This window comes from Rossellomorea sp. y25 (assembly GCF_038049935.1).
Taxonomy (GTDB): domain Bacteria; phylum Bacillota; class Bacilli; order Bacillales; family Bacillaceae_B; genus Rossellomorea.
The window spans coordinates 654957-678534 of sequence record NZ_CP145886.1; the positions used below are offsets into that span (position 1 = coordinate 654957).

The window sequence follows — 23578 nt, forward strand, 5'->3', positions numbered from 1 at the left end:
CCTTTCTTATTCCGCACCGAGGAATTTATTTAAAGCCGGGATCCGTTTGATAACCAGCCAGTCAAGAAGCAAGATAACGATCAAGGAAACTCCAACCAGAGGGAAGAGGATACCCAAGACAATCATGAGAAGCAGGAAGAGCTTCATTTTCAAGATGCTTGGCGCTTTCGGTGAGCCCATTTCTCTTTTCGGTTTCCGCTTTAACCATAGATAGAATCCGCTCACCACCACCAGGATAATCCCCAGGCAAATGAAGAGACTGATCAATTGGTTGATGATACCAAATTGAGTTCCGGTATGGAGGGTAATACCCATGGCGACGATTTTCCCGCCGATACCGTAATGGTCGAAGCGATAATCAGCCAGGACAGCTCCAGAATATTGATCAAGGTGCATGGTGACCTCATTCTGAGCTTTTGCTGGAAAGGCAGATAGTGTATAGACGCCGTTCTCACCCTCAGGGATGTACACCGTGTAACTCGGGTCGATTCCTTCTCTGTCGGCGATGCTCACGACATCATTGATCGATACGGGAGTGTAGCCTTCGAGTGCCGATACAGGGACTTCCAGGTTTTCCGCTGCCCATGGGACGTCGGCGATTTCTTTTGTTTTCACAACGGACTGTGGTGCTTCACCTGTCCAAATCGATGGAGGGTATCCGGCACCTGCATTCGTCATGAGATTCTGGAAGTTCGTTCCCCAGAAGCCCGACCAAGGCAAGCCTGTCATGATCAGGAACAGCATTCCAGCTGTAATCCAGAAAGCGGGTACAGCGTGAAGGTCCCGGCGCAGGATGCTTTTTCCCTTACCGAAACGGGGAAAGAACACTCCCGACAGCTTGTCTTTCTTACGTGGAAACCATAGGAATAATCCTGTGATAATCAGAACGATGGCCCAGGAGGCGACAAGCTCAACGATACGATCTCCGATGGTTCCCGCCATCAGTTCCCCATGGAATTCAACTATTTTATCCATGATCCGGTCTTCAGGCTTTAACTCTCCAAGTGATTTTCCGGTGTAGGGATCCAGGAAGACAGTGACTGAACCATCATCGGTGCTGATACCGATTTCACTGGAGCGTTCTGGACTTTCTCCCGGACGATACTTGGTGATTTGTGCATCCGGGTGGAGTTTCTTCACTTCCTCAATTTGTTCAGAAGCAGGAAGTTTCTCCCCTTGTGCTTTCACTTCGTAATACTCTTTGTATAGATTCTGTTCGATCTGGGGCTTGAATAGATAAATGGACCCCGTCACAGCCAGGATGAGCAAGAACGGTGAAATGATGATCCCCGCATAGAAATGCCATCTCCAAATCGTTTGATAAGGAGACATGTTCAACTTTTTACGCATAGTAGATTCCTCTTTTCTTAGTCATGACAGCAGTCTGAGCCCGACATTTCTTCTGAAATGACGGCGATGGCCTCTTGAAAGCTGTAAAGATGCCCTCCAAATCCCGTTTGGAATTGACGGGCCTGCTTGTTCGATTCGAATGCCATCACCTGGGGCTGGCAGCAGTTCAGGTTTAAGTCGGCATCGATCAGGAAAGTGGCGGTCTTCCCACTTATCGTCATATCCGTTAAGAAATCACGACACATGATCTGCACGACCTCTCCCTGGATGTCCCCGTAACGGAGTAATCCACAGTGAGGGCAGCAGGCCTGCTCGATCGTGTGATCCTTCTTCACCAATTGAACCGATCTTCTGGAAGTGGCCGGCTTCAGGCAATAGATGCAGATATTCGTGGGAATGCCTTGATCTTTGAGGGTTGAAATGCCATTGGAGGTTTTGTGGACCCTGTTCTCTTCAAGGAGAGGCTTCAAGTCCCGATACACCGTCATTTCCGAAACCTCAAGGCGGGAGCTGATTTCCGATACACGAAGTGTCCCTTCCTCTTTGAGCCAGGTTAAAATCTGTTGTTGTCTGTCGATGGGCAGCATAATCATCGTCCTTTCGAATGAAATCGCTTTATAGTTAAATAGTATGGAAGGATCATAGGTTATTCAAGAAAATGATTGTTGGTAAATGTGAAAAAATGTTGATTTGTAACACGATGGACAATTGTACTTCATATTTCTCACACAAATGGGTTTCTCGCTTTTGAATTCTTAATGAAGGGGCACTAAGGATACGCATTTTTAATATGATTTGGATTATAGAATTCAGATTTTTTTAAAATATTGGAGAGTCCTGAAGGAAAAAGAAGGGATTTCCCTTCAGAAACAGAATGATTATAGTGAAATGATAGAATTCAAGGAGGTAAGAACTATGGGGAGATTGGTACATTTCGAAGTACACGTGGATGATATGGAACGTGCAAAGACATTTTATGGCGAAGTATTCGGATGGAAGTTCGAAGACTGGAGTGAATTCGCCGGAATGCCTTACTTTGGTGCGGTGACAGGGGATGAAAATGAGATGGGGATCAATGGTGCGCTGATGCAGCGTCAAAGTCCTCCACCAGAACCGAACCAGCCGATGAATGGGTATTCGTGTACGATGGGTGTGGAAAATTATGACCAAACGGAGAAACTCATTCTTGATCATGGCGGCAAGGTAGCGATGCCGAAATATGCCCTTCCTGGAATGGCGTGGCAGGGGTATTACATCGATACAGAAGGCAATGTGTTCGGGATTCATCAGCCGGATAAGGATGCGAAGTAGAATTTTTTAGATTGATAGAAGATATGTTGCCTGACCTTCTGCGGGTCAGGCAATATGGATGAATGGATGAGTTCATGGAGGAATAGGCATTGATAAATGGAGAGTTATGTATCAAGGTAAATGGTGTGAAACATTGGGTACGGATTGCTGGGGCAGAGCACGATACCACCCCTTTGATTGCGATTCATGGCGGGCCTGGAGGGCATCAATGGATCCTGGAGCAAACGGGGGGGAAACTGCTCGAGGAGTTCGCGACGCTTGTGTATTATGATCAGCGGGGCTGCGGCCGTTCAGACCCACCGGCAGACCCGGGGGAATATTCCATCGACATTCTCCTTGATGATCTGGAGGAAATCAGAAAAGCACTGAATGTGGACAAATTCATTCCATTAGGACACTCGTTTGGAGGGGAGTTGGCACTGGAGTATGCGTTGAAATACCCTGGGTGTGTCGAGAAAATCATTCTGGAGGGGCCGGCCATTGGTGACTGGGACAGGCTAGCGATCAATCAGATCATGAGTTTTATATCGATTACGGACGGAGAGGTTCAGTGGAAGCTAAGGAACCTCCTGCAAGGAGGGGCTCCCTATACAGGCAGGAATGGAGCGGCTTGGGGATTAGTGGATGAACAGACGACGATGGCATTCTCCTTTTTCAAAAAGGGGTCCTATGAGAAACTAGTCGAAATCAGCACGGATGACGCCCCAAGGGTTGGGAATGAAGATATGAAAGAGAAGATCCAAGAAGTCCCTTTCTCGAATCTGACCGGGAGAATCAAGGCGATTGAATCGCCCGTACTGGTCATGACCGGGCTATATGATGGAAATACAGGAATCGATATGGCGCGGGATGTCTACCGGAATCTGCCTAATGGCGAGATAGAAATCTTCCTGGAAAGCGGACATTATATCCAGATGGAAGAACCGGAGAAGATGGCAGAGGTTGTGAAAGAATTCATGATTAAGTAAGAAAACAGACGTCCTGAGACAGGGCGTTTTATTTATGGATGAATTCATTTGGTATGGTAAAATAAGGATGAATACTGGGTGTTTAAGCAATTTTATAAAATAATTGGGGATTATGCGTTGAAATGGATGCATCTTATTTATCTCGAAGACATTGTATATATAAGAGGAAAAGAGGGATCAACCGTGCTGAAAAAATTAAGAAAAACGATAAGTATCATCGTTCTGGCACTATCACTCTATGGATTGGCTTCAAATCATAACGATTTGCTTCCATATACCATGGCAGGCTTGGCGGTCCTCATGGTGATTATGGGAGCGGAAGAACACCAGAAGGATCGGAAATCGTATCGAAGCTATCTGTTTTTTGCCGTATCTGCTTTCTTGCTCATGGTTTTCATCCAAGGTTTTATCTACCAACTTCTCCCGTGAAAAGGAGAATCCCCCCTGTTTGTTGAATTGATTCAAATGGAAATCAGGAGGGGGAGCGAAAGTGGATTATCTATTAGAACAGGTGAATGATCAAATAGATGTGTTAGCGGTTTGGGATGCTGAATGGAATACATATACGAATGCTTACTTTATTCAGGAGGATGCTGGATTGACAGTGGTCGATTCGTGTAAAGAGGGTCACTTGGAGTTTCTCCGGCATTCCTTAAACAAAATCGGGAAAACGGCTGACGATGTAAAGCTGATGCTCGTCACACATGGTCATGAGGATCATGTGGGAGGGGCGCCGTTATTTACTAAGGCAAGGAAGGTCATTCATGGTGACGAGACGTTGCCGGCTGAGTCTTTCATTAGCGGGGAGCTCCTTGATAGGGGAACGATAGGGGATTACGAATACACGAGAGTCGGCTATCATTCTCCGGGTTCTGTGATTTTCTTTCATCGGCCAACCAGAACGCTCTTTACGGGGGATTTCCTCTGTTTCTTTGGGGATCCTTTGTCGGATGGAGGGCTTGTTTCAAAAGGGGAAGATCTAAGGCAAGCCTGGATTGAATTTCTTCAGTGTGGTGGGGTTGCAAAGGTGGACTTACCAGTATTCTTGAATGGACTAAGGATGATGAAGGAATATGATCCGGATGTGATGTGTACGGGACATGGCGGTGTGTTAGTGGGGGATCTTGACGTGTTCCTTGAAGAGTTGATCACTATTGGAGATGCGGATAAATAAAGAGTGGAAGGGATGGGTGGAAGTAGATGCCCATCCCTTCTTTCTGTGCTATTTACTCTGTCCTGACCAAGATGAAATCCTCTAATGATTCAAGTCTATTATCGATGAAAGGCAACAGCCGCCTCTGCCATCTCTAGTATTTTTTGACGAAGATTCTTCGGTTCAATCACTCTTACCTGATTGGCGAAACCGAGGATGTATCCCTTTGCTTCGTCTTCTGTATCAAAAGAAAGGGTCACCGGTATCCAGTTCTCTTTGTTTCTATCCCCCATCTCAAGGACACGGGCAAAGCGTCCGGTGAATGTCAGCCTCGATAAAGCAAGTGGAGAGACCTCGACTTTCACTTCATAAGAGGGCAGCCGTTTAATGAAGGATTGAGTGGAGGATGTCCAATACTGAGCCAGGTCGAATCCCCGGGGTCTTATGAACGTTCCGGCCAAAGAATCGGCAGAGAGGATACGGGAGGCCCTGTAATTCCGGATGTCTCCGTTTTCCTTGGAAGCCACGAGGTACCAGAGGTCACCTTTTGCCACGAGTCCGAGTGGTTCCACAATGCGGTCGTCTGTTTTTCCGTCTGCACGCTGGTAGGTGATCCTCAGTTTCTGTTCCTTCCATATGGCCTCTTTAATGACTTCAAAGGAGGCTGCTTTTTCTTTCTGCTTCCGCCATGAGCTTGTGTCGATGTGGATTCGGTTCCATACGTCTTTAGCGTTTTCACGATAGGTGGATGGAAGGGAGGCGATGAGTTTGTTTCTGGCTTCCTCGGACGTACGGGTCAAGCCGAGATCGTCGAGGAGGTGGGATGAAGGTGAAACGAACAACGAGCGGATTTCTGATTCTTTCAGACCGGTCAGATCCGTCTGATAGTCTTCGAGTAAAGACCAGCCGCCGTTTTTTCCGCGCTCTGCCACCACGGGGATCCCTGTTCCGCTCAGGGCGTCCATGTCCCTGTAAATCGTCCGTTCGGAAACTTCCAATCTCTCTGACAGTTGTTTTGCGGTCATCTGCCCGTGTGATTGTAATAATAAGAGAATGGATACCAGTCTGTCGCCTCTCATCTGCTTCACCTTTTTCTCAATTTGTTAATTTTATTTAATTAAATATGACAGTGGATGTCAAGAATAGGATCGTATAATAAACGTATCTTGTAGATGAAAGGAATGGGTTGGATGAAATCATTGACTGGAAAAGTTGTACTTGTAACGGGGGGAAGCCGGGGAGCAGGACGCGCAATTGCGATTGAATTGGGAAAAGCCGGGGCGACAGTGTATGTCACGGGACGAAGCACAAAAGGGAATTCAACGCAAAACTTTCCGGGAACGATTGACGACACGGTTACTCAAATAGAAGAGGCCGGTGGGAAAGGGATCGCGGTTCGTTGTGATCATACGATTGATTCAGAAACGGAAGCTGTGATCAAGCAAATTCGTGAAGAACAGGGGAAGCTTGATATTCTGATCAATAACGTGTGGGGAGCGCATGACATCGGGGTGAATCCGGGAGCGTTCTGGGAGCTGCCGCTCGCGAATTGGGATACGATGTTCACGGCCGGTGTCCGGGCACAGTTGGCGACGAATCATTTTGCCATCCCATTACTTCGTGAAAACAAAGAGGCCCTCATCGTTCACACGACCTTCTGGGATGAAGGCAAGTACGGAGGACAGTTCTATTATGATTTGGCGAAGAACGCACTGGTTCGCATGGCGTATGGACTTTCAGAAGAATTAAAAGGGGACAATATCGCGGTCCTTGCTGTTTCGCCGGGGTTTATGAGGACAGAGCTTGTACTCGAGCATATGGGAGTGGACGAGGATCACTGGCAGGAATCGGAAGACTTGAAGAAATCAGAAACGCCTTATTATATTGGACGGGCCATCACGGCGCTGGCGATGGATTCAAAGGTGATGGAAAAGACAGGACAGGTAGTAAGAGCGGGTGATTTGGCGAAAGAATATGAGTTTACGGACGTAGATGGGCGTTATATTCCGCCGTTTACGATGTAACCGTTTGTTTTGTTCCCCGGATTAAAGGTCCGGGGGACAAATTCAATCGATGAAATCCAGTCTTAACCCGCATCTAAGCCGAATAGACTATTCATGATAACCACTTTCAAAAGGAAGAGGGGTGGCATGATGTTTTCGGTGACAGAGATGCGTACGTTCGAGTTGTTTTCTGTTCCGCATATTGCTGTGCTTTTGATGTTTGTGGCTTTATCGTTTATCCTTGTTTACTTTAGACGCTTCCTGAAGAGGTATCAGTCATTCTTGAAGGGGACGTTATTCTGGATGCTGGTCCTGTCAGAGGTATCGTGGCATATCTGGCTCGTCTCAACAGGGACGTGGGAGGTGGGGGATCTGCCTCTGCAGCTCTGTTCAGTCAGTACCTTTATCGCTATTTATTTATTCCTGAAGCCGAATCAGAAGGCATTCTATCTGCTGTTCTTTATTGGATTTCTTCCTCCGATCTTAAGCATGGTAACACCTGAAATAGCATATCAATTTCCTCATTTTCGCTTTCTTAAATACTTTCTCCATCATGCAGCGATTGCATGGTCCGTCCTTTATTTCATCGTGTATGAGGGATACAGGGTGCCACGAAAAGCTGTATGGACCGGCTTCCTGATGGTCAATCTTCTCGCCCTTCCGATTTTCTTTCTAAACCTTCTTCTAGAAACGAATTTCTTCTACTTAGCCAATCCAACGGAATCTAAAACGATCCTTTCCTTTTTCGGGTCGGGTGTCATGTATTATATCAATCTGGAAATCGCGGCACTTGTGGTGTTTTTCGTGACGTATCTTCCGATGGGGATGCTTATGAAGCGGGAGAGGGATAAGGATAAAGTTCATTCAGATGGATTTGCCTAAATCCAGCCTTATGATTCCGCGACTACCAGGGACTTACCCAACTTACAATCTAACTAAAATACAAAAGACCCGTTCTCTCAAATGACGGGTCTTTTCAGCTTTCTCATATTTTCCCTGTTCCACCTGCATAATAACCCCATAGACCCATATCGAGTCAATCAGCACGACTTACGAATCATTGACGGGTTCTTCGCTTCTGTTATAGTTTAGACTTGCTGAAATTCGGAATGGAGTAAGGAAAGGGGGCGTGTAGATGAGGAGTGTCAGGGGTCGTTTGTTCGGTATGTTGCTGCTGTTCATTATCTTGCCGTATTTTCTTTCGGTGTTCATTATTTATAACAATACGAAGACGAGTGTCGAGGAGCATGAGATGAAGACGAGCCTGGAAGAGATGAGGGAGAGCGGAGCAGTGCTGGAACGGTATTTCGATGATATGACTTCGGTTCCCTATGCCCTGTATAACGATCCGGATGTCCTGAGGGTTTTCGAACAGGGACTGAAAGGGGAGCAGGTCCAACCCTTCGAGAGGAGCATGAAGATCTTCACCGTCACCCGACCGGAAATCCGGCAGCTGCGCATCTATTTCGACCGGGGTCAAGAGGCGATGACAGTGTACAGGTCGAAGTTCAGTGCTCCGAAAGTCCAGGAGGATTATCTTCAACAGACCCCTTTCGATAAGCTGTATCAGTCGTCGGAGAATTATGTCATCGAACGTCCTCATGTGATCGAGAATGCGAATAACGCAGCGATCATCCCGGAGTCGGACCGGACGAAGGTGCTCACGATCCACCACAAGGTCAGCAATGTCCTGACTGGGGAGTTTCTCGGCTTCTTTTCCATGGACATCGAGATGAGCTCCTATTCGTCCCTCATCCATCATCTGTCCGATACGGGGGAAGCCCGGGTGGCATTGGTGGATGAGCACGATACCATCATGTATTCCAACAGCCCGGATAAGATGAGTGAAACCTACAAGGGGGAGAAATCTTCTGAAGAACTCATTCTGACCGAGAATCTGGATGGGAATCTTGAAGGATGGAAGCTGGTAAAGATCATTTCGAAGGATGCGCTGTTCAAGGACGTAAATGAAGCGGCATACACGAATATTGTCTTGGGGGTCGGTGTGGTGGTCCTTGGAATCATCATGGTCGTGATCATTTCCCATATCATCACGAAGCCCATCACCAATCTTAGTGAGAAGGTCCGTTCCATTGAGGGAGGGAACATGGACATCGATTTCACCACTTCGAGGAAGGATGAATTGGGTCATCTTGAAGATCACATGGATGATATGCTGGACCGGATCAATCAGCATATCGACCGAGAGTATAAACTGGAAATCGAGAGCCAAAGGAATCAGTTCCGTGCCTTGAGGTCCCAGGTGAATCCCCATTTCCTCTTCAATGCGCTCCAGACGATCGGGGCCGTCGCCCTCAGGTCCAGTGCGAAGGATGTTTACAAACTGATCATTTCCCTGTCCAAGATGATGAGATATTCCCTTCATGCGGATCAGTGGGTGACCGTACAGGATGAATTGAATTATATCCAGGCCTATCTCTCACTGCAGAAGGAGAGATTCGGGGAGGGGGTTCACGCAGAGATCGAGATGGAGGAGGAGATCCTTTCCGCTTCGATTCCGAGCATGATCCTTCAGCCCCTTGTGGAGAACTATTTTAAACACAGCTATGAAGAAGGCTATGACGATTCCTCTTTGAAGATCACAGGGAAACGGGACAGGAATTCCATCCTATTCCTCATCAAAAATACAGGAGCATCCTTGTCAGAAGAAGAATTGCAAAGAATCAAAGCGTCCGTTTACGCCAAAGGTTCCCCCAAGTCGTTTCAGGACAAGGGAATCGGGCTGAAAAATATTTATGACCGATTGCAGTTGAATTTCAACGATCAAGTATCTTTTCATATCGATACAATGGAGGGGATGGGCTTCAAGGTCACCATGAGGCTCCCTTTCCTTCGGGATAGATAGAAGGGGGAAAACCAATGAAAGCACTGATTGTCGATGATGAGCGGAATGTCCGCAACGTTATACGTCAGCTTGGGGAATGGGAACGTCTCGGCATCACTACGGTCCTCGAGGCGGCAAACGGCCTGGAAGCGCTGGGTATCATCCAGGCTGAACAGCCGGATATCATCTTTACGGATATCAAGATGCCGAAGATGACGGGAATGGAACTCATCGAAGAGATCAACAAGCTGTCATACAAAAGCAAAATCGTCCTAATCACAGGTTATGACGATTATACCTTCATGCGGAAAGCAATCCAGCTGAACAGCTTCGACTATTTGTTGAAGCCCATCGATGATGACGCCTTTGACGCCGTCTTAAGGAAGGTGGTGGAAGCAGTGAAGCAGGAGGCGGCAGAAGACACGGAACAAGAAGAAATCCTGGAAGAAGCGATGAGATTGCGTGCCAATCAGGTCATTACCTCGGTATGTTCCGGGGAGGAAATCGAGGAAGATCTACCCGTGCCGCTTCTCCCGGATGAAGGGATGGATATGACCCTTCTTTCCTTCTATCGCACGCATCGGGCCGGGACGTATACGGCAGCACTCTCGGAAGAACTGCAAACCCGGAATATCGGAAATGCCTTCACGTATCTCAATGAAGAGAACCTTTGCATCGTCTTCACTGCGAATGATCAGTGGGTCTATGTGGAGGAATGGATCAGTGAGCATATATCCCTCCCCATCAGACTTGTCCAGGAGCGTCTGAATTCCTTGGAAAGGATCCATGAGGTATTTCAGGGATTAATGGGTGACCTGGAACAGAATCAATGCCGCACGATCCGCCGTCCAGATGAACTGGAATCGGCTAAACGCATCCAGGAGATCGTTTCCTATGTCGAGACGTACTATATGGAAGACATTTCCCTTGAGAAGCTTTCGAAGATGTTCTTCTTGACGAGGGAGCATATTTCCCGGACGTTCAAGAAAGAAACGGGTTTGACCCTGTCGAAATACGTGATGAAGCTTCGGATCGACCAGGCAAAATCCTGGCTGCAGGAGACGGAAGAGACGATCTATTCGATTTCCACCATGCTCGGCTACCAGGATGAGAAGTACTTTTCCAAGCTATTTAAGAAAGTGACGGGGATGACGCCCTTTGAATATCGATTAATGGAACCTTCAAAGGGGGTGACGGAATGAGTAAGAAGATGATTCTTCTCGTCATCTTCGGCCTTCTCTCTGCGATCCTTGCAGGCTGTGGGGCAGCGAAGGAAGAAGGGAAGAAAGAAACAGAAACCGAACCTGATAAGGTGACCCTGACCATACGTAACCCGAAAGTCGAGATTGCAACGGAATTCGAACAGATGGTGTCGGCTTATGAGAAAGAGCACCCCGGCGTCGACATCACGGTGGAAACGATAGGGGGTGCAGCCGATGATTATTCAGATATCACGGCAAAGCTCGCTGCCGGGGCAGGTCCGGATATTTTCACGAATTTGGGAAATGACGCAGCGAAGGAATGGCTTCGCTACTTAGAAGACCTGTCAGGTGAACCATGGGTGAAAAGAGCATCAGATCGCGTGTTGGGAGGGATCACGTTGGACGGGAACGTCTACGGGATGCCCATGAACATCGAAGGATTCGGGATTGTATACAACCGGGAATTGTTCGAAAAAGCCGGTATTTCTTCCCCGCCTTCCACCTTCTCTGAGCTTAAGGATGCGGCAAGAAAGTTGGATGCAGCAGGAATCATGCCGTTTGCCAATGGCTATTACGAGGATTGGAAACTCGGGCATCATATGGCGAGTGTCGCTTTCGCCCAACAAGATGGCGGGTTCATCGAAGGGATGAATGACGGGTCGGCTAGCTTCGAAGAGAACCCTTTATTCCAGGACTTATTCTCCCTGCTCGATCTGACGGTCCGTTACGGGAATGAGCGTCCCACTAAAACTGATTACTATACAGAGCTTGACCTGTTCACAGATGGAAAAGCGGCCATGGCCTTGCAGGGGAACTGGATTCAACCGCTTCTATACGGAAAGGATATCTCCACAGGGATCTTCCCGGTGCCTCTCAATGATCAGTCGGAGAGCAGGATCCTTGCCGGGGTGCCGGGATACTGGGTCATCAATAAACAATCATCCCCCGAGAGGAAGCAGGAAGCGAAGAGGTTCCTGGACTGGATGGTCTCATCACGGAAAGGTCAGGAGTTCATGACGGAGAAGTTCCATTTCATCCCTGCCTTCAGAGACATCCCTGTCACGGACCTCGGTCCACTGGGGCAGGAAACTTTGAACCTCATCAAGGAGACGGACACCTTCAACTGGTCTTCATTTTCTCCTTGTCTCAAAAAGGAGATGGGGGAGATCATGCAGGCACAAATCAATCAGGAAATCTCCCGTCAGCAAGCATTGGAAACGTTCGACCGGACTTGGAATCAAGGTACATGTCCATCCCCCTCCTCGTGACCGGTGGGGGGGTTTTTTTTGACCCTTCAATTTCTAGCATATCAATGTAAGACGAAATCTGAATCAATCCATGCCATATTCAATATGGGGTATTCCTTCTTATACTAAGTATGTAAAGTAACAGCGAACTTAATTCGCCGGCACTTATAACTATCATTTAGGAGGAGTACATAATGAACTATCGTCAATTTGCAAACAAAGCAACCGTTGTTTCATTAAGTGCAGCCATTCTTTTCGGAGGCAGCTTCACTTCTGTTTCTGCCAACGGGGCTGACGAAAAAGGATACAAAGAAACGTATGGCACGTCACAGATCACCCGCCAGGATATGAAAAACATGGTCGAGCAGCAGGGAGACGCTCAATTCAAGATTCCTTCCTTCGACGCTTCTTCCATCAAAAATGTAGAATCAGCAACCAAAATCGATGAAAACGGAAATGAAATCAAAATGGATGTATGGGATACATGGCCGCTTCAAAACGCAGACGGCACCGTGGCTGAGTACAAAGGCTATCACATCGTGTTCGGACTTGCCGGTGACCCGAAAAACGCCAATGATACCTTCATCTATATGTTCTATAAAAAAGTCGGCGATGATTCCATCGATGCCTGGAAAAATGCGGGACGAGTTTTCGATGATGAAGATAAATACAAAGCGAACGACGAAACATTAAAGGGTCAGGTAGAAGAATGGTCTGGGTCCGCCCTCTTCACAGAAGACGGTGACATCCGCTTATTCTACACAAACCGCGGAGATTTCAATGAAAGCAAGGGACTATTCGGACGTCAATCATTGACAACAGCCCAAGTGAATATCTCTGAACAAGCGAAAAACGAATTGAACATCGACGGTGTCAAGGATCATAAATCCATCTACAGCGGCGGCGACGGAAATACGTATGAAACAGTCGGGAAAGCATTCGAAGACCGCAACTTCATGAATAACCATACGCTTCGTGACCCACACTACATCGAAGACAATGGGAAAAAATACTTAGTATTCGAAGCAAACACAGGTACAGAGTATGGCTACTCGGGTAAAGATTCCCTGTACAACCGTGCGTACTACGGAAACGGAATGAACTTCTTCCAGAAAGAATTCAAAGCCCTTCAGGAAAGCCCGAAGAAAGATTTTGCTGAACTTGCGAACGGCGCCATGGGCATCATCGAAATCAACGATGACTACACCATCAAGAAAGAAATGAAGCCGTTGCTTGTATCGAACACGGTGACAGATGAAATTGAACGCCCGAACATCTTCAAGAAGGATGGTAAGTTCTATTTATTCACAAGTACTCGCGGATCGAAAATGACCATCGAAGGCACAGACGATGAAGATATCTACATGTTAGGATACGTAGCAGACTCATTGACAGGTCCTTTCAAGCCAATGAACAAGTCGGGAATCGTCCTCCATCAGGATCTTGATCCGAACGACATCACATGGACGTATGCACACTATGTCATCCCGCAAAAAGAATCGGACAAATTTGTCGTAACCAGCTACATGACCAACCGTGGGTACTTCCAGGACCACAAATCAACATTCGCTCCATCCTTCCTGCTTGATATCAACAACAAGAAATCATCCGTTGTGAAGGACGGTATCCTGAAGCAAGGTCAAGTCACATACGACGAGCAATAATAGCAAACTTCAAAAAAGGAAAATGTCATTGATGGCATTTTCTTTTTTTAGTAGGTGGTGGAAAAAATGAATCTAGTAAAAAGAAAGAAGGGAATCGTCCTGCTGATTGTTCTGCTCATCCTGGTGATTAGCGCGGCTGCATGGTGGATGAAGACGCCTGAAAGGGAGAAGGAACCGGTCGTGAACAAGGAGGTATCCTACCGTTCCTCCTACCATTTCACAACCCCGGATAAGTGGAAAAATGACCCGCAAAAGCCGGTTTATTATAAAGGGAAATACCATTACTACTATCTTTACAATAAGGACTACCCGGACGGCAACGGGACGGAGTGGCGCCATGCCGTATCCAATGACCTTATCCACTGGGAAGACCAGGGAGTCGCCATCCCCAAATACACCAATGAAAACGGTGATCCATGGTCCGGATCCGTCGTCATCGACCGGGAGAATACGGCCGGTTTCGGAAAGGATGCCTTCATTGCGATCGTGACCCAGCCAACCGGGGAGACGGGTGAACAGGAACAATACATGTGGGTGAGTACCGACGAAGGAAAAACATTTAAAAATTATAGTCATGAGCCAGTCTTGAAGAATCCTGGTATGAAGGATTTCCGTGATCCCAAAGTTGTGTGGGATGATGAACGGGATAAGTGGATAATGCTCATGGCGGAAGGTTCGAAGGTCGGTTTCTATGAATCTGAGAATCTGAAGGACTGGACGTTTACGGGGGACTTTCTGACACCGGACTTAGGCGTGTTGGAATGCCCGGACCTTTTTAAAATGAGGGCGCCCGATGGCACGGTGAAGTGGGTGCTTGGTGTTAGTGCAAATGGAGAAGCTATTGGGGAGCCGAATACGTATGCCTATTGGACCGGGGAATTCAATGGCAGTTCGTTTGAAGCGGATCAGGCGGATCCCCAGTGGTTGGACTATGGATTCGACTGGTATGGTGGGGTGACGTTTGAAGACGGCATGGCCGATGATAAGGAAGAGAAACGTTATGCGTTTGCCTGGATGAATAAGTGGTCTTATGCAGATAATACTCCCACGATGGAGCATGATGGGTTTAATGGGACGGATTCAATTGTGAGGGAAATCAGGTTGGAGGGTGATGCTAGAAGTGGATATTATCTTGGCTCCAAACCTATTGAAGCGCTTGATGGGTTGGTGGAATCTACGGAGACGTTTGAGGATGTTACTGTAGAGGATGGTATGGAGAAGCTGGACATCAAAGGTGACGTGTATCGGATCGAAGCGGACATTTCGTGGGACGAGGCCGAGCAAGTCGGTTTCAGATTACGCGAATCCGAGGATCGATCCCGACATATTGATGCTGGAATCTCCCTGGCAGGTAACTACTCATACCTGAACCGGAACTTTACCGATCAACCGGACAGAGAAGGGAGATTCGTGGAAAGCAAGGCACCATTCAATTCCGCCGCTAAACAGGTTCATATCACTATACTAGTTGATAAGACGAGTGTGGAGGTGTTTGTTGATGATGGGCGGATTGTTCATACGAATTTGGTCTTTCCGCAATCTGGGGATCAGGGTATTTCTTTATTTTCTGAAGGGGGACAAGTGACGTTTGAGAAATTGAAGGTGGGGAAATTAAGGTCCATTAAATGAATACATCAGTGAGGAAAAACCTTTAAGAATTTTGTGAAGTCACCTAAATTTTGGGTCTGATCTCCGGTAGGTGTAACACACACTTAAACGTTTTACGGAACCGGGAATCAGACCATTATTTTGACTACCTCTCCATCACATGCAAACAAAACTCCAAATCCGCCTGTATATGCTCCTTCATCAACCTCTCAGCTTCATCCCCATTATGAGAAACGATCGCATCATAAATATCCTGATGTTCATCAATTAAAAACGGTCGGTTGTGATAAACCACCGTCTTCCTGAATAGGTAGATGATCGACTGCATGCGTTCGATGGTGTCGACCATGACGGGGTTGTTGGTGGCATTGACGATGATGTCATGGAATTGCTTGTTGGCTTCCATGATTTGTTCGGGTGTCCCGGTCCGGCCGATGTGGATGCATTCCTTCAGCTGGTTTAGGTCCTGATCATTCATGAAAGTAGCAGCTGATTTGGCTGCGAACCCTTCAAGGAGTATACGGACCTGGAAGTAGTGTCGAAGGTCCATATCCGTTGGGTTGACGACACGTTTTTGTTTGACGAGCCCTTCCTGTTCGAGCTTGCGGATGGATTCACGGATCGGTGTCCGGCTTACACCGAGCTCTATCGCCAGTTTTTCTTCTATGAGTTTTGTGCCCCGTTCGAGTTCGCCGTTCAGGATTTGATCCCGGATATATTCATACGATTGTATATAGGCGTGCTGCTGCGTTTTCTTCTTCAAGTTGATCGACTCCAATGAAAGACTCTGCCAGTCTTCTTTACGTATTCGGCTTCCATAATAAAAGCCCTTTCTAAAAGTATAGAACGAGTGGGAATGATTTAAAAGTTATAACTGAAAATAATTTTGTATACATTTTATATATTTTTGTATACAAAATATAAATTATTGTGTACAATTGGTGACAACAGCAAAATGAAAACGCTTTATCAACAGGAGGGAATGGACATGAGACTTGGATTTATTGGTCTTGGGATTATGGGGAAACCGATGTCACTTAATCTAGTAAAGAGTGGCTACGATGTAACCGTGTTTGATCTTAATGAGTCTGCAGTAGAAGAGTTAGTGAGCTTGGGAGCACGCGGTGCAGGTTCTCCGAAAGAAGTGGGGGAGCATAGTGACATCATTTTCACCATGCTTCCTAAGGGAGAGCATGTCATGAGTGTGGTCCTTGGTGAAAGCGGTGTCATCTATGGCGCGAATGATGGAACGATTGTAGTGGATATGAGCTCCATCTCTCCGGTCCAGTCGAAGGAAATTGCCGCAGCCCTTGCCGTAAGAGGGATGGAGATGCTGGATGCTCCGGTAAGCGGTGGTGAGCCAAAGGCGATCGACGGAACACTGGCCATCATGGTCGGAGGAAAAGAAGAAGTCTATGAAACAGTGAAACCGGTATTGGAAGTGATGGGTCAGGATATCACCCTTGTTGGGGATCATGGTTGTGGTACGACTGCGAAGCTTGCCAATCAGATCCTGGTGAATGTCCATATCGCAGCGATGTCTGAGGCACTGACGTTAGCGTCGAAAGCGGGAATCGATATTAAGAAGATGTACGAAGCGATCCGTGGAGGGTTGGCTGGAAGTGCTGTGCTGGATGCGAAGGTTCCATTGATCCTTGAGCGGAACTTTGTCGCCGGCGGGCGGATCGATATTAATGCGAAAGATCTGACCAATGTAATGGATACGGCTCACTCCATCGGGGTTCCATTGCCGCTGTCAAGCCAGGTGCTGGAGATGTACCATGCGCTAATGGCAGACGGGAAAGCTGGGGACGATCATGGAGGACTGATTCAGTTTTACGAGAAACTTGCGAATCACGAAGTAAAGGGTGTCAGCCAGTGATAAAAGTGAGAAATGTAGATGAAATACTATCGTCCTACCAATCTATTGATCAGCAAAAAGTGAACCAATGGTGGAAAAAAGTCAGACCTAATTTCACACACAAGATTGTCGTCCTTGATGATGATCCGACAGGCGTCCAAACCGTTCATGGGGTTTCCGTCTATACGGATTGGGAGGAGGAAACCATTGAACAAGGGTTTGCCGAAGATAATCAGATCTTCTTCATCCTGACGAACTCGAGAGCTTTTACGGCAAAAGAAACCGAGCAGGTCCACCGCGATATCGCAGAACGAACCGAGGCCATCTCCAAAAAGCTGGGGATACCTTACCTCATCATCAGCCGTGGTGATTCGACTCTGAGAGGACATTATCCCCTTGAAACAGAGGTTCTCAGACGAACGATGGAATCCGAAAGCAACATGAGTGTGGATGGGGAGGTCATCCTTCCGTTTTTCAAAGAAGGCGGGCGATTGACGATTGAGAACACTCACTTTGTTCAGCAGGAAGACGTGCTGGTACCTGCCGGGGAAACCGAGTTTGCGAAGGATCGGACGTTCGGATACACATCGAGTCATTTAGGTGAATGGGTGGAAGAGAAGACGAAGGGTGCTTTTCCTGAAAAAGGCGTCACGTATATTTCACTGGAATCCATCCGGAACATGGACATCGACGGAATCGTTGATCAATTGCTTGGTGTGAAGGGCTTTGGCAAAGTGATCGTCAACGCCGTGGAAGAATCGGATGTGAGAGTCTTTACGACGGCGCTGATTCTTGCCATCCAGGAAGGAAAGCGATTCATCTTCCGTACGGCGGCAGCTTTCACCAAGGTGATCGGGGATATCTCTTCACGACCATTGTTAACGAAGGAAGAGTTGATCAGCGAGGAACGGGAGAATGGCGGATTGGTCATCGTCGGATCGCATGTCAAGAAGACGACGGATCAATTGGAGAAGCTCCGGGAACTGCCATCCCTGCATTTCATTGAGTTCGATGCTCATCTGGTGCTGGATAAAGAAGCATTTCAAAAGGAGATCGAGCGTGTACAGCAAGAGGCAGAGACGAAGGTTGCTGAAGGCATCAGCACGGTCATCTATACGAAGAGAAAGCGCTTAGATCTCGGCGACGGGATGGAAGAACAGGAACTACAGTTATCCGTTGAAATCTCGAATGCCGTCACAAGCATCGTGCGTCATTTCTCCATACGACCGAATTACTTGATTGCTAAAGGCGGAATCACCTCCAGTGATGTGGGCACGAAAGGATTATGTGTAAAACGTGCCACCGTTGCTGGACAGATCGCACCGGGGATACCGGTCTGGAAAACAGGGGAAGAGAGCACGTTCCCGTTCATTCCTTATGTGATTTTTCCAGGGAATGTAGGAGCAGTCACGACGTTAAGAGATGTGGTCTCGACACTGGAAGGGTAATGGATCCATGCAGGATTCCCTCTTTCTAAAGGGGAATGCAGGGCGATTCTGCTTGTGATAAACGTGTTTCACAAAACAAAGGGGGTAATCGTACATGGTTACAGGCAATATGTTGATTGTGATTTTCTTTCTGGCATTAGCAGCACTTTTTTTCTTAATTTTAAAATTGAAAGTTGAACCATTCCTTTCCTTGATTGGGGTTGCATTCGCAACGGCTGTGGTCATCGGGATGCCGTTAAATGAAGTGGCGGCCACCGTGACCCAAGGATTCGGGAACACCCTGACCGGAGTCGGGATCCTTATCGGACTCGGTGTCATCTTCGGACAGTTCCTTGGTGCATCAGGTGCGATCGAAAAAATCGCGGCAGCGGTACTTAAAGCATTTGGTATCAAAAAATCTCCAGCCGGTCTTGCATTGACGGGGACAGCCGTTTCGATTCCTGTATTCTTCGATGCGGCATTCGTCATCCTAAGCGGATTGATCAAAAGCTTATCGAAGAAGACGGGTATCTCGGTCATTTCATTTGTTACGGCCCTTGGTGTAGGATTGATTGTTTCCCATAACATGATCGCCCCGACACCAGGACCTCTTGTAGTTGCAGAAAACACAGGTTCAGATCTTGGCTTGTTCATCCTTTACGGCATCCTTGTAGCAATCCCGGCTACACTTGTCGGGGGGTATTTCTACGGACTGTTTATTGGAAAACGGATCAACCATTCAGGTGCCATCGAAGAAGTGGCGGTTAGCCTTGAAGATGCACCGAAAAAGGAAATCAGCACAGGTTTAAGCTTCTTCATGCTGGCACTTCCAATCGGACTTATTTTGATCAACACGGTATCGCAGTTGCTCATCCCGGACACGGACCTTGCAAGTGTATTGGGATTCATCGGTGATAAGAATATTGCTCTATTCATCAGTGTGGTGGCAGCGATCATCCTGCTTGCCCCTTATATCTCAGTTCCAAACAGCAGATTGTACTCAGAAGCCATCAACTCAGCCGGGATCATCATCCTGGTGACAGGAGCGGGTGGAGCATTCGGAGCGGTGATCAATAAGAGTGGAATCGGCGATTATTTAATCGCAACGATGCAAAGCTGGAGCATCCCGGTTCTATTACTTGCATTCATCTTCTCACAAATCCTGCGTGCGTCACTTGGATCCGCGACCGTTGCCCTTGTGACAACGTCCAGTATCCTTGGACCAATGGCCGTTGAGCTTGGTGTATCACCAATCTTACTCGGGCTTGCCATCTGTGCCGGTGGTATCGGTCTTTCTCTTCCGAACGATTCAGGATTCTGGGTTGTGAACCGATTCGGTAAATTGACGGTTGTGCAAACGTTGAAAGCGTGGACCCTCGGTGGTTTCATTGCCGGGTTGACGGCGATAACAACAGTTTTAATTTTGAGTTTGTTCTCGGGGATACTTCCGGGGTTGTAGGAATAGGAAAGGTCCGTCCCTCATGTGATTTGGGGGACGGACCTTTTAAGGCTAACCGAATGTTTGTCTAATTCCATCAAACCCTCTACAATAAAAGCAACAAGAGATTGGACACTCGTCTCATTACGGAGGTGGAAGTGAAATGAATAAGACCGAGAAACATTATTCAGAGGAAAAGTTTTGGGATAAGTTGAAGAGGTACGGTTTAAAGGCCGGGCATTCTGTGGTTTATACAGCATTGCTTCTCTATTTTGTCCTGCAAAAGCCGGATATTCCCGTTAAGGCGAAGATGATCATCATCGGGGCACTGGGATATTTCATTCTTCCAACGGACTTTATTCCCGACATGGCGGTGGGTGTAGGATTTACCGATGACTTTGGTGCGTTGGGTCTGGCTTTATTGCAGGTGGCAATGTATATCGATGACGAGGTGAAGGCGCAGGCCAAGGCGAAGTTGAGAGATTGGTTCGGGGATGATGTGGATACGTCAGAGGTTGATGGGAAATTGTAAGAGACAGAGAAAAGCCACCCGCTGAATTCAGAGGGTGGCTTTTCATATGAGATGGTCAATTTCAAGATAGAACTACATTAACACAGAGTTCAATGGATGACAAACTTAAATGATCAGGGATGAGCGGGGCCCTTGCCACGAACTGCAAATTGGTGTATGCTGATGGCGAAAATATATAGGTGACATAGAGAAACTATGTTGGCGTCCAATTGGTTAATGACGATTTGTTATCGTAGCGCAGTGCCTCCTGATTATCGGGGGGGGGCACTTTTATTTATATCTAAGGGGGAATGGGTTGTGTGGATAAAAGACGTTCTGTACGGAGAATACAAAGTGGACAGGGTATTGGAAGAACTGATTCTAAGTGATCCTGTTCAACGATTAAAGGGGATCCATCAAGGCGGAGCCAGTTTCCTGGTCAATGAGGAGTGGGATGTAACCAGATACGAGCACTCAGTAGGTGTAATGCTTTTGATTAAAATATTGGGAGGCCAAGTAGAGGAGCAGATTGCTGGATTACTGCATGATGTATCACATACTGCCTTCTCCCACGTCATTGATGGGGTTCTCGATAATCTTTCTGAGGATTACCATGAAGACATTTTCGAACAGGTCATCCTTCAATCTGAGATTCCCCAGATCTTGGAGAAGTACGATTATGACTATCGGGACATCCTCCTTGATGATTCCAAATGGTCACTGCTTGAGCAGCCGGCACCTGAGCTTTGTGCAGACCGGGTGGATTACACGTTGAGGGATATGTATAGATATGGGTTTATCTCATTTGAAGAGGTTCACGATTTCCTGGAACAGGTTGCAGTGGTGGAAGGGAAGATCTGCGTGAAAACCATTGATGCAGCTGAGTGGTTTGTTAAGACTTATTATACAGAAGTGATTGACTTCTTCATGAATCCATTGAATATCTATGGGAATCATTCCCTTTCCAAGGTATTAAAAAGTGCATTAGAAAAAGGATGGATCAGCTTGGATGATTTTCTTGGGGAGGATGAAGAGGTACTCCAGAAACTCCAAAACACTGATGACCACATTCAGATGCTCCTAAGTGAACTGAATCAAGATGTATATATAGAAGAAAACAAAGCCGACTACGACATTCACCATAAAGGAAAGGTGAGGCTGATAGATCCCTCAGTTATGAATGGGTATGGTTTGCAAAAGTCGTCTGATATGTCGGAAGAAGTGAGACAAAGGGGAGAAGCTGCTTTTAAAGTCAGTAAAACAGGCAGGTATTTGAAGGTGATTGGCGTTGGTTAGTTGAATAGGATCCTGCTTTGGGTCGAGCAAGCAAAGCGGGTCGTCTATTAGGATGCCCCGCATTTTATACTGGAAAAACATAATTGGTCATTTTCATGCTCATACTAAAGCATATACGTTTAAAGGAGCGAGTACCATGACTGAATCCCAGCAGACCATGCTTGGCCGTTTAAAAGAGATCCAGGAGAATCAAACCGAAATGTGGACCAGCTATTGGCAGCAATATTCTGATCTTGCCACCTGGCCGTTTTGGGTATTGGCTGCATTGTTTGTTCTTCCTTTGATCATTCTTCTTTTTAGAATAGATAAGCGAAAGGCCCTACTTATAGGGTTTTATGGATATAATGTTCATGTTTTTTTTACATACGTAGATGCGATAGGAGCCAACATGGTGAAGTGGTTCTATCCTTATAAAATTTTCCCGGTGCTGGCGAGCTCGGTCTCACTGGATGTGTCCTTGGTTCCCGTTGCCTACATGCTCATGTATCAATTTACATTAAACCAACATAAAAATTATTATCTATTCATGTTGCTGCTCAGTGCAGTCTTTGCATTTGCTTTCAAGCCATTGCTTGTTGCGTTGGGTCTGTTTGAGATGAGCAGGGGGACGAATTATTTCACCTTATTCAGTGGATACGTGGTGGTCGGTCTGATTGCGAAATGGATCACGAATATCTTTGTTTACTTCGAAAAGAAAGCTCATTGATCTTTCATGGTTTCCCGTCTGCCTTACCCATGACGTTGATAAAATCCTCGACAAAGCTTGGATAGTCCAATTCAAGGTAGATGTTGATGTTTTTTTCAGCAGGCTTTGAACTGGGCCTGAAATCAGCGATGGACGTTCCCATTCCTGTTCCCGTGGTCAAGATGTTGATTTCCCTTCTGATAGACTGCCCCATTTCCGGGTTCACCATCAGGGATAGGGTCACGACATCGTGAAGGGGGGCACCTTTTATTCCGGGAACGAGCTTCTTATAAGCATCAATATAGTACTCCATGACTTCATCCATGATTTCAATCAATGGATTATCTGACATCTGCTGGATATAACGGATTTGGTCCATGGTGATGATGGCTTTGTTCGAGACATTCAAGGGAACGACGTAAAGATTGTCCAGATCCCTGACCACCACCTGTGACGCAATGGGGTCCCCATAGAAGTTCGCTTCTGCAGACGGGGTGACGTTTCCGGGAACTAAAAATGCTCCTCCCATAATGTAAAATTCCTTGATGTCCTCGACGATATTCTCACCTAATAAGTAAAGGGAGGCGAGGGATGTACTTCTCCCCACGTCAACGATGGTGATATCGTCCTGGTCCTTGATGATTTTGTAGAGTTCTGAGAAATTGGTCAGTTCACCAGCTAAGCTCTCAGGGGGTCTGATGGGTCCGAGCCCTTCCTGTCCGTGGATCTCAGGATAGTACGTTGGGATTTCCCCTGACGATGGGCTATTGGTTCCCCCGATGATCGGGACATCCTCTCGTCCGGCAAGCTTAAGCAAGTAGGCTATATTATCCGTTGCCTGCTCTTTTGAAGTGTTCCCATAGCTTGATACGATGGCGAGTACTTTAATCTCGGGATTCAGTAAGGCGTACATGATGGCAATGGAATCATCAATGCCGGGATCCGCAAACAAAATGATTTTCTTCATCGGACATTCTCCTAACCAATGATAGTGTACTTATATAACGTA

At 46.9% G+C, this 23578-nt stretch carries 22 protein-coding genes; 17 read left to right on the forward strand and 5 right to left on the reverse strand.

Annotated features, from left to right (window positions below; translation table 11 throughout):
- Nucleotides 1-6 precede the first annotated feature (6 nt).
- Together AAEM60_RS03315 and AAEM60_RS03320 are read right to left on the reverse strand one after the other, a co-directional pair.
- Nucleotides 7-1350, reverse strand: coding sequence for a PepSY domain-containing protein (locus AAEM60_RS03315; RefSeq protein WP_341357385.1), 1344 nt, complete (start codon nt 1348-1350; stop codon nt 7-9).
- A 17-nt stretch (nt 1351-1367) separates the two neighbouring features.
- Entirely contained in the window at nt 1368-1937 is a 570-nt protein-coding gene (locus AAEM60_RS03320) for a DeoR family transcriptional regulator (RefSeq protein WP_341357386.1), read from the reverse strand.
- Nucleotides 1938-2265: 328 nt separating this feature from the next.
- On the opposite strand from AAEM60_RS03320, the gene AAEM60_RS03325 reads away from it, so the two are divergent.
- The 4 genes from AAEM60_RS03325 (at nt 2266) to AAEM60_RS03340 (ending at nt 4803) form a co-directional block, all read left to right on the forward strand.
- A complete protein-coding gene (locus AAEM60_RS03325; RefSeq protein WP_299741731.1) occupies nt 2266-2661 on the forward strand; it encodes a VOC family protein in 396 nt (131 codons plus the stop codon).
- 89 nt (nt 2662-2750) lie between these two features.
- Nucleotides 2751-3629 carry an alpha/beta hydrolase gene (locus AAEM60_RS03330; RefSeq protein ID WP_341357387.1) on the forward strand — a complete coding sequence of 293 codons (879 nt, stop codon included), beginning with the start codon at nt 2751-2753 and terminating at the stop codon, nt 3627-3629.
- A 78-nt stretch (nt 3630-3707) separates the two neighbouring features.
- Nucleotides 3708-4058, forward strand: coding sequence for a hypothetical protein (locus AAEM60_RS03335; protein ID WP_341357388.1), 351 nt, complete (start codon nt 3708-3710; stop codon nt 4056-4058).
- 61 nt (nt 4059-4119) lie between these two features.
- Nucleotides 4120-4803 carry an MBL fold metallo-hydrolase gene (locus AAEM60_RS03340; protein WP_341357389.1) on the forward strand — a complete coding sequence of 228 codons (684 nt, stop codon included), beginning with the start codon at nt 4120-4122 and terminating at the stop codon, nt 4801-4803.
- A gap of 98 nt (nt 4804-4901) precedes the next feature.
- Here the strand turns inward: AAEM60_RS03340 and AAEM60_RS03345 are convergent, their stop codons facing one another.
- Entirely contained in the window at nt 4902-5861 is a 960-nt protein-coding gene (locus AAEM60_RS03345; RefSeq protein WP_299741738.1) for a YafY family protein, read from the reverse strand.
- Nucleotides 5862-5972: 111 nt separating this feature from the next.
- Between AAEM60_RS03345 and AAEM60_RS03350 the strand changes: the two genes are divergently transcribed.
- The 7 genes from AAEM60_RS03350 (at nt 5973) to AAEM60_RS03380 (ending at nt 15372) form a co-directional block, all read left to right on the forward strand.
- Nucleotides 5973-6806, forward strand: coding sequence for an SDR family NAD(P)-dependent oxidoreductase (locus AAEM60_RS03350; RefSeq protein ID WP_299741740.1), 834 nt, complete (start codon nt 5973-5975; stop codon nt 6804-6806).
- A 126-nt stretch (nt 6807-6932) separates the two neighbouring features.
- Nucleotides 6933-7667 carry a TIGR02206 family membrane protein gene (locus tag AAEM60_RS03355; protein WP_341357390.1) on the forward strand — a complete coding sequence of 245 codons (735 nt, stop codon included), beginning with the start codon at nt 6933-6935 and terminating at the stop codon, nt 7665-7667.
- A gap of 253 nt (nt 7668-7920) precedes the next feature.
- A complete protein-coding gene (locus tag AAEM60_RS03360; RefSeq protein WP_341357391.1) occupies nt 7921-9651 on the forward strand; it encodes a sensor histidine kinase in 1731 nt (576 codons plus the stop codon).
- 14 nt (nt 9652-9665) lie between these two features.
- Complete coding sequence (locus tag AAEM60_RS03365; RefSeq protein ID WP_341357392.1) at nt 9666-10832, forward strand: response regulator; 1167 nt, start codon at nt 9666-9668, stop codon at nt 10830-10832.
- Nucleotides 10829-12100, forward strand: a complete 1272-nt coding sequence (locus tag AAEM60_RS03370) for an ABC transporter substrate-binding protein (protein ID WP_341357393.1) — start codon at nt 10829-10831, stop codon at nt 12098-12100. Before AAEM60_RS03365 ends, AAEM60_RS03370 begins: the two co-directional genes overlap by 4 nt.
- A gap of 173 nt (nt 12101-12273) precedes the next feature.
- On the forward strand, nt 12274-13743 hold the full coding sequence (locus AAEM60_RS03375) for a glycoside hydrolase family 68 protein (RefSeq protein WP_341357394.1): 1470 nt from the start codon (nt 12274-12276) through the stop codon (nt 13741-13743).
- 147 nt (nt 13744-13890) lie between these two features.
- Nucleotides 13891-15372: a glycoside hydrolase family 32 protein gene (locus tag AAEM60_RS03380; protein ID WP_341357965.1), complete on the forward strand. Its 1482-nt coding sequence runs from the start codon at nt 13891-13893 to the stop codon at nt 15370-15372.
- Nucleotides 15373-15496: 124 nt separating this feature from the next.
- Here the strand turns inward: AAEM60_RS03380 and AAEM60_RS03385 are convergent, their stop codons facing one another.
- The gene (locus AAEM60_RS03385; RefSeq protein WP_299741751.1) at nt 15497-16114 is read right to left on the reverse strand and encodes a GntR family transcriptional regulator; all 618 of its coding nucleotides are present in this window, start codon (nt 16112-16114) and stop codon (nt 15497-15499) included.
- Between the two features lie 219 nt (nt 16115-16333).
- Here AAEM60_RS03385 and garR point away from each other — a divergent pair, with 219 nt between their 5' ends.
- From garR to AAEM60_RS03415, 6 genes are all read left to right on the forward strand, one after another.
- Nucleotides 16334-17233 carry a 2-hydroxy-3-oxopropionate reductase gene (gene garR, locus AAEM60_RS03390; RefSeq protein ID WP_299742653.1) on the forward strand — a complete coding sequence of 300 codons (900 nt, stop codon included), beginning with the start codon at nt 16334-16336 and terminating at the stop codon, nt 17231-17233.
- 44 nt (nt 17234-17277) lie between these two features.
- On the forward strand, nt 17278-18660 hold the full coding sequence (locus AAEM60_RS03395; protein WP_341357966.1) for a four-carbon acid sugar kinase family protein: 1383 nt from the start codon (nt 17278-17280) through the stop codon (nt 18658-18660).
- 94 nt (nt 18661-18754) lie between these two features.
- Nucleotides 18755-20098, forward strand: coding sequence for a gluconate:H+ symporter (locus tag AAEM60_RS03400; RefSeq protein WP_341357395.1), 1344 nt, complete (start codon nt 18755-18757; stop codon nt 20096-20098).
- Between the two features lie 142 nt (nt 20099-20240).
- Nucleotides 20241-20609, forward strand: a complete 369-nt coding sequence (locus tag AAEM60_RS03405; protein WP_299741754.1) for a YkvA family protein — start codon at nt 20241-20243, stop codon at nt 20607-20609.
- Nucleotides 20610-20906: 297 nt separating this feature from the next.
- The gene (locus AAEM60_RS03410; RefSeq protein ID WP_341357396.1) at nt 20907-21884 is read left to right on the forward strand and encodes an HD domain-containing protein; all 978 of its coding nucleotides are present in this window, start codon (nt 20907-20909) and stop codon (nt 21882-21884) included.
- Nucleotides 21885-22020: 136 nt separating this feature from the next.
- Complete coding sequence (locus AAEM60_RS03415) at nt 22021-22590, forward strand: hypothetical protein (protein ID WP_341357397.1); 570 nt, start codon at nt 22021-22023, stop codon at nt 22588-22590.
- 4 nt (nt 22591-22594) lie between these two features.
- Here the strand turns inward: AAEM60_RS03415 and AAEM60_RS03420 are convergent, their stop codons facing one another.
- The gene (locus AAEM60_RS03420) at nt 22595-23536 is read right to left on the reverse strand and encodes a nucleoside hydrolase (protein ID WP_299741759.1); all 942 of its coding nucleotides are present in this window, start codon (nt 23534-23536) and stop codon (nt 22595-22597) included.
- Nucleotides 23537-23578 lie beyond the last annotated feature (42 nt).

What these genes read in the sequence shown, in the direction of transcription:
- AAEM60_RS03315 (WP_341357385.1), bottom strand. Translation starts at nt 1,350, where the DNA reads ATGCGTAAAAAGTTGAACATGTCTCCTTATCAAACGATTTGGAGATGG.
- AAEM60_RS03320 (WP_341357386.1), bottom strand. Translation starts at nt 1,937, where the DNA reads ATGCTGCCCATCGACAGACAACAACAGATTTTAACCTGGCTCAAAGAG.
- AAEM60_RS03325 (WP_299741731.1), top strand. Translation starts at nt 2,266, where the DNA reads ATGGGGAGATTGGTACATTTCGAAGTACACGTGGATGATATGGAACGT.
- AAEM60_RS03345 (WP_299741738.1), bottom strand. Translation starts at nt 5,861, where the DNA reads ATGAGAGGCGACAGACTGGTATCCATTCTCTTATTATTACAATCACAC.
- AAEM60_RS03350 (WP_299741740.1), top strand. Translation starts at nt 5,973, where the DNA reads ATGAAATCATTGACTGGAAAAGTTGTACTTGTAACGGGGGGAAGCCGG.
- AAEM60_RS03355 (WP_341357390.1), top strand. Translation starts at nt 6,933, where the DNA reads ATGATGTTTTCGGTGACAGAGATGCGTACGTTCGAGTTGTTTTCTGTT.
- AAEM60_RS03360 (WP_341357391.1), top strand. Translation starts at nt 7,921, where the DNA reads ATGAGGAGTGTCAGGGGTCGTTTGTTCGGTATGTTGCTGCTGTTCATT.
- AAEM60_RS03365 (WP_341357392.1), top strand. Translation starts at nt 9,666, where the DNA reads ATGAAAGCACTGATTGTCGATGATGAGCGGAATGTCCGCAACGTTATA.
- AAEM60_RS03370 (WP_341357393.1), top strand. Translation starts at nt 10,829, where the DNA reads ATGAGTAAGAAGATGATTCTTCTCGTCATCTTCGGCCTTCTCTCTGCG.
- AAEM60_RS03375 (WP_341357394.1), top strand. Translation starts at nt 12,274, where the DNA reads ATGAACTATCGTCAATTTGCAAACAAAGCAACCGTTGTTTCATTAAGT.
- AAEM60_RS03380 (WP_341357965.1), top strand. Translation starts at nt 13,891, where the DNA reads ATGAAGACGCCTGAAAGGGAGAAGGAACCGGTCGTGAACAAGGAGGTA.
- garR (WP_299742653.1), top strand. Translation starts at nt 16,334, where the DNA reads ATGGACATGAGACTTGGATTTATTGGTCTTGGGATTATGGGGAAACCG.
- AAEM60_RS03400 (WP_341357395.1), top strand. Translation starts at nt 18,755, where the DNA reads ATGGTTACAGGCAATATGTTGATTGTGATTTTCTTTCTGGCATTAGCA.
- AAEM60_RS03405 (WP_299741754.1), top strand. Translation starts at nt 20,241, where the DNA reads ATGAATAAGACCGAGAAACATTATTCAGAGGAAAAGTTTTGGGATAAG.
- AAEM60_RS03415 (WP_341357397.1), top strand. Translation starts at nt 22,021, where the DNA reads ATGACTGAATCCCAGCAGACCATGCTTGGCCGTTTAAAAGAGATCCAG.
- AAEM60_RS03420 (WP_299741759.1), bottom strand. Translation starts at nt 23,536, where the DNA reads ATGAAGAAAATCATTTTGTTTGCGGATCCCGGCATTGATGATTCCATT.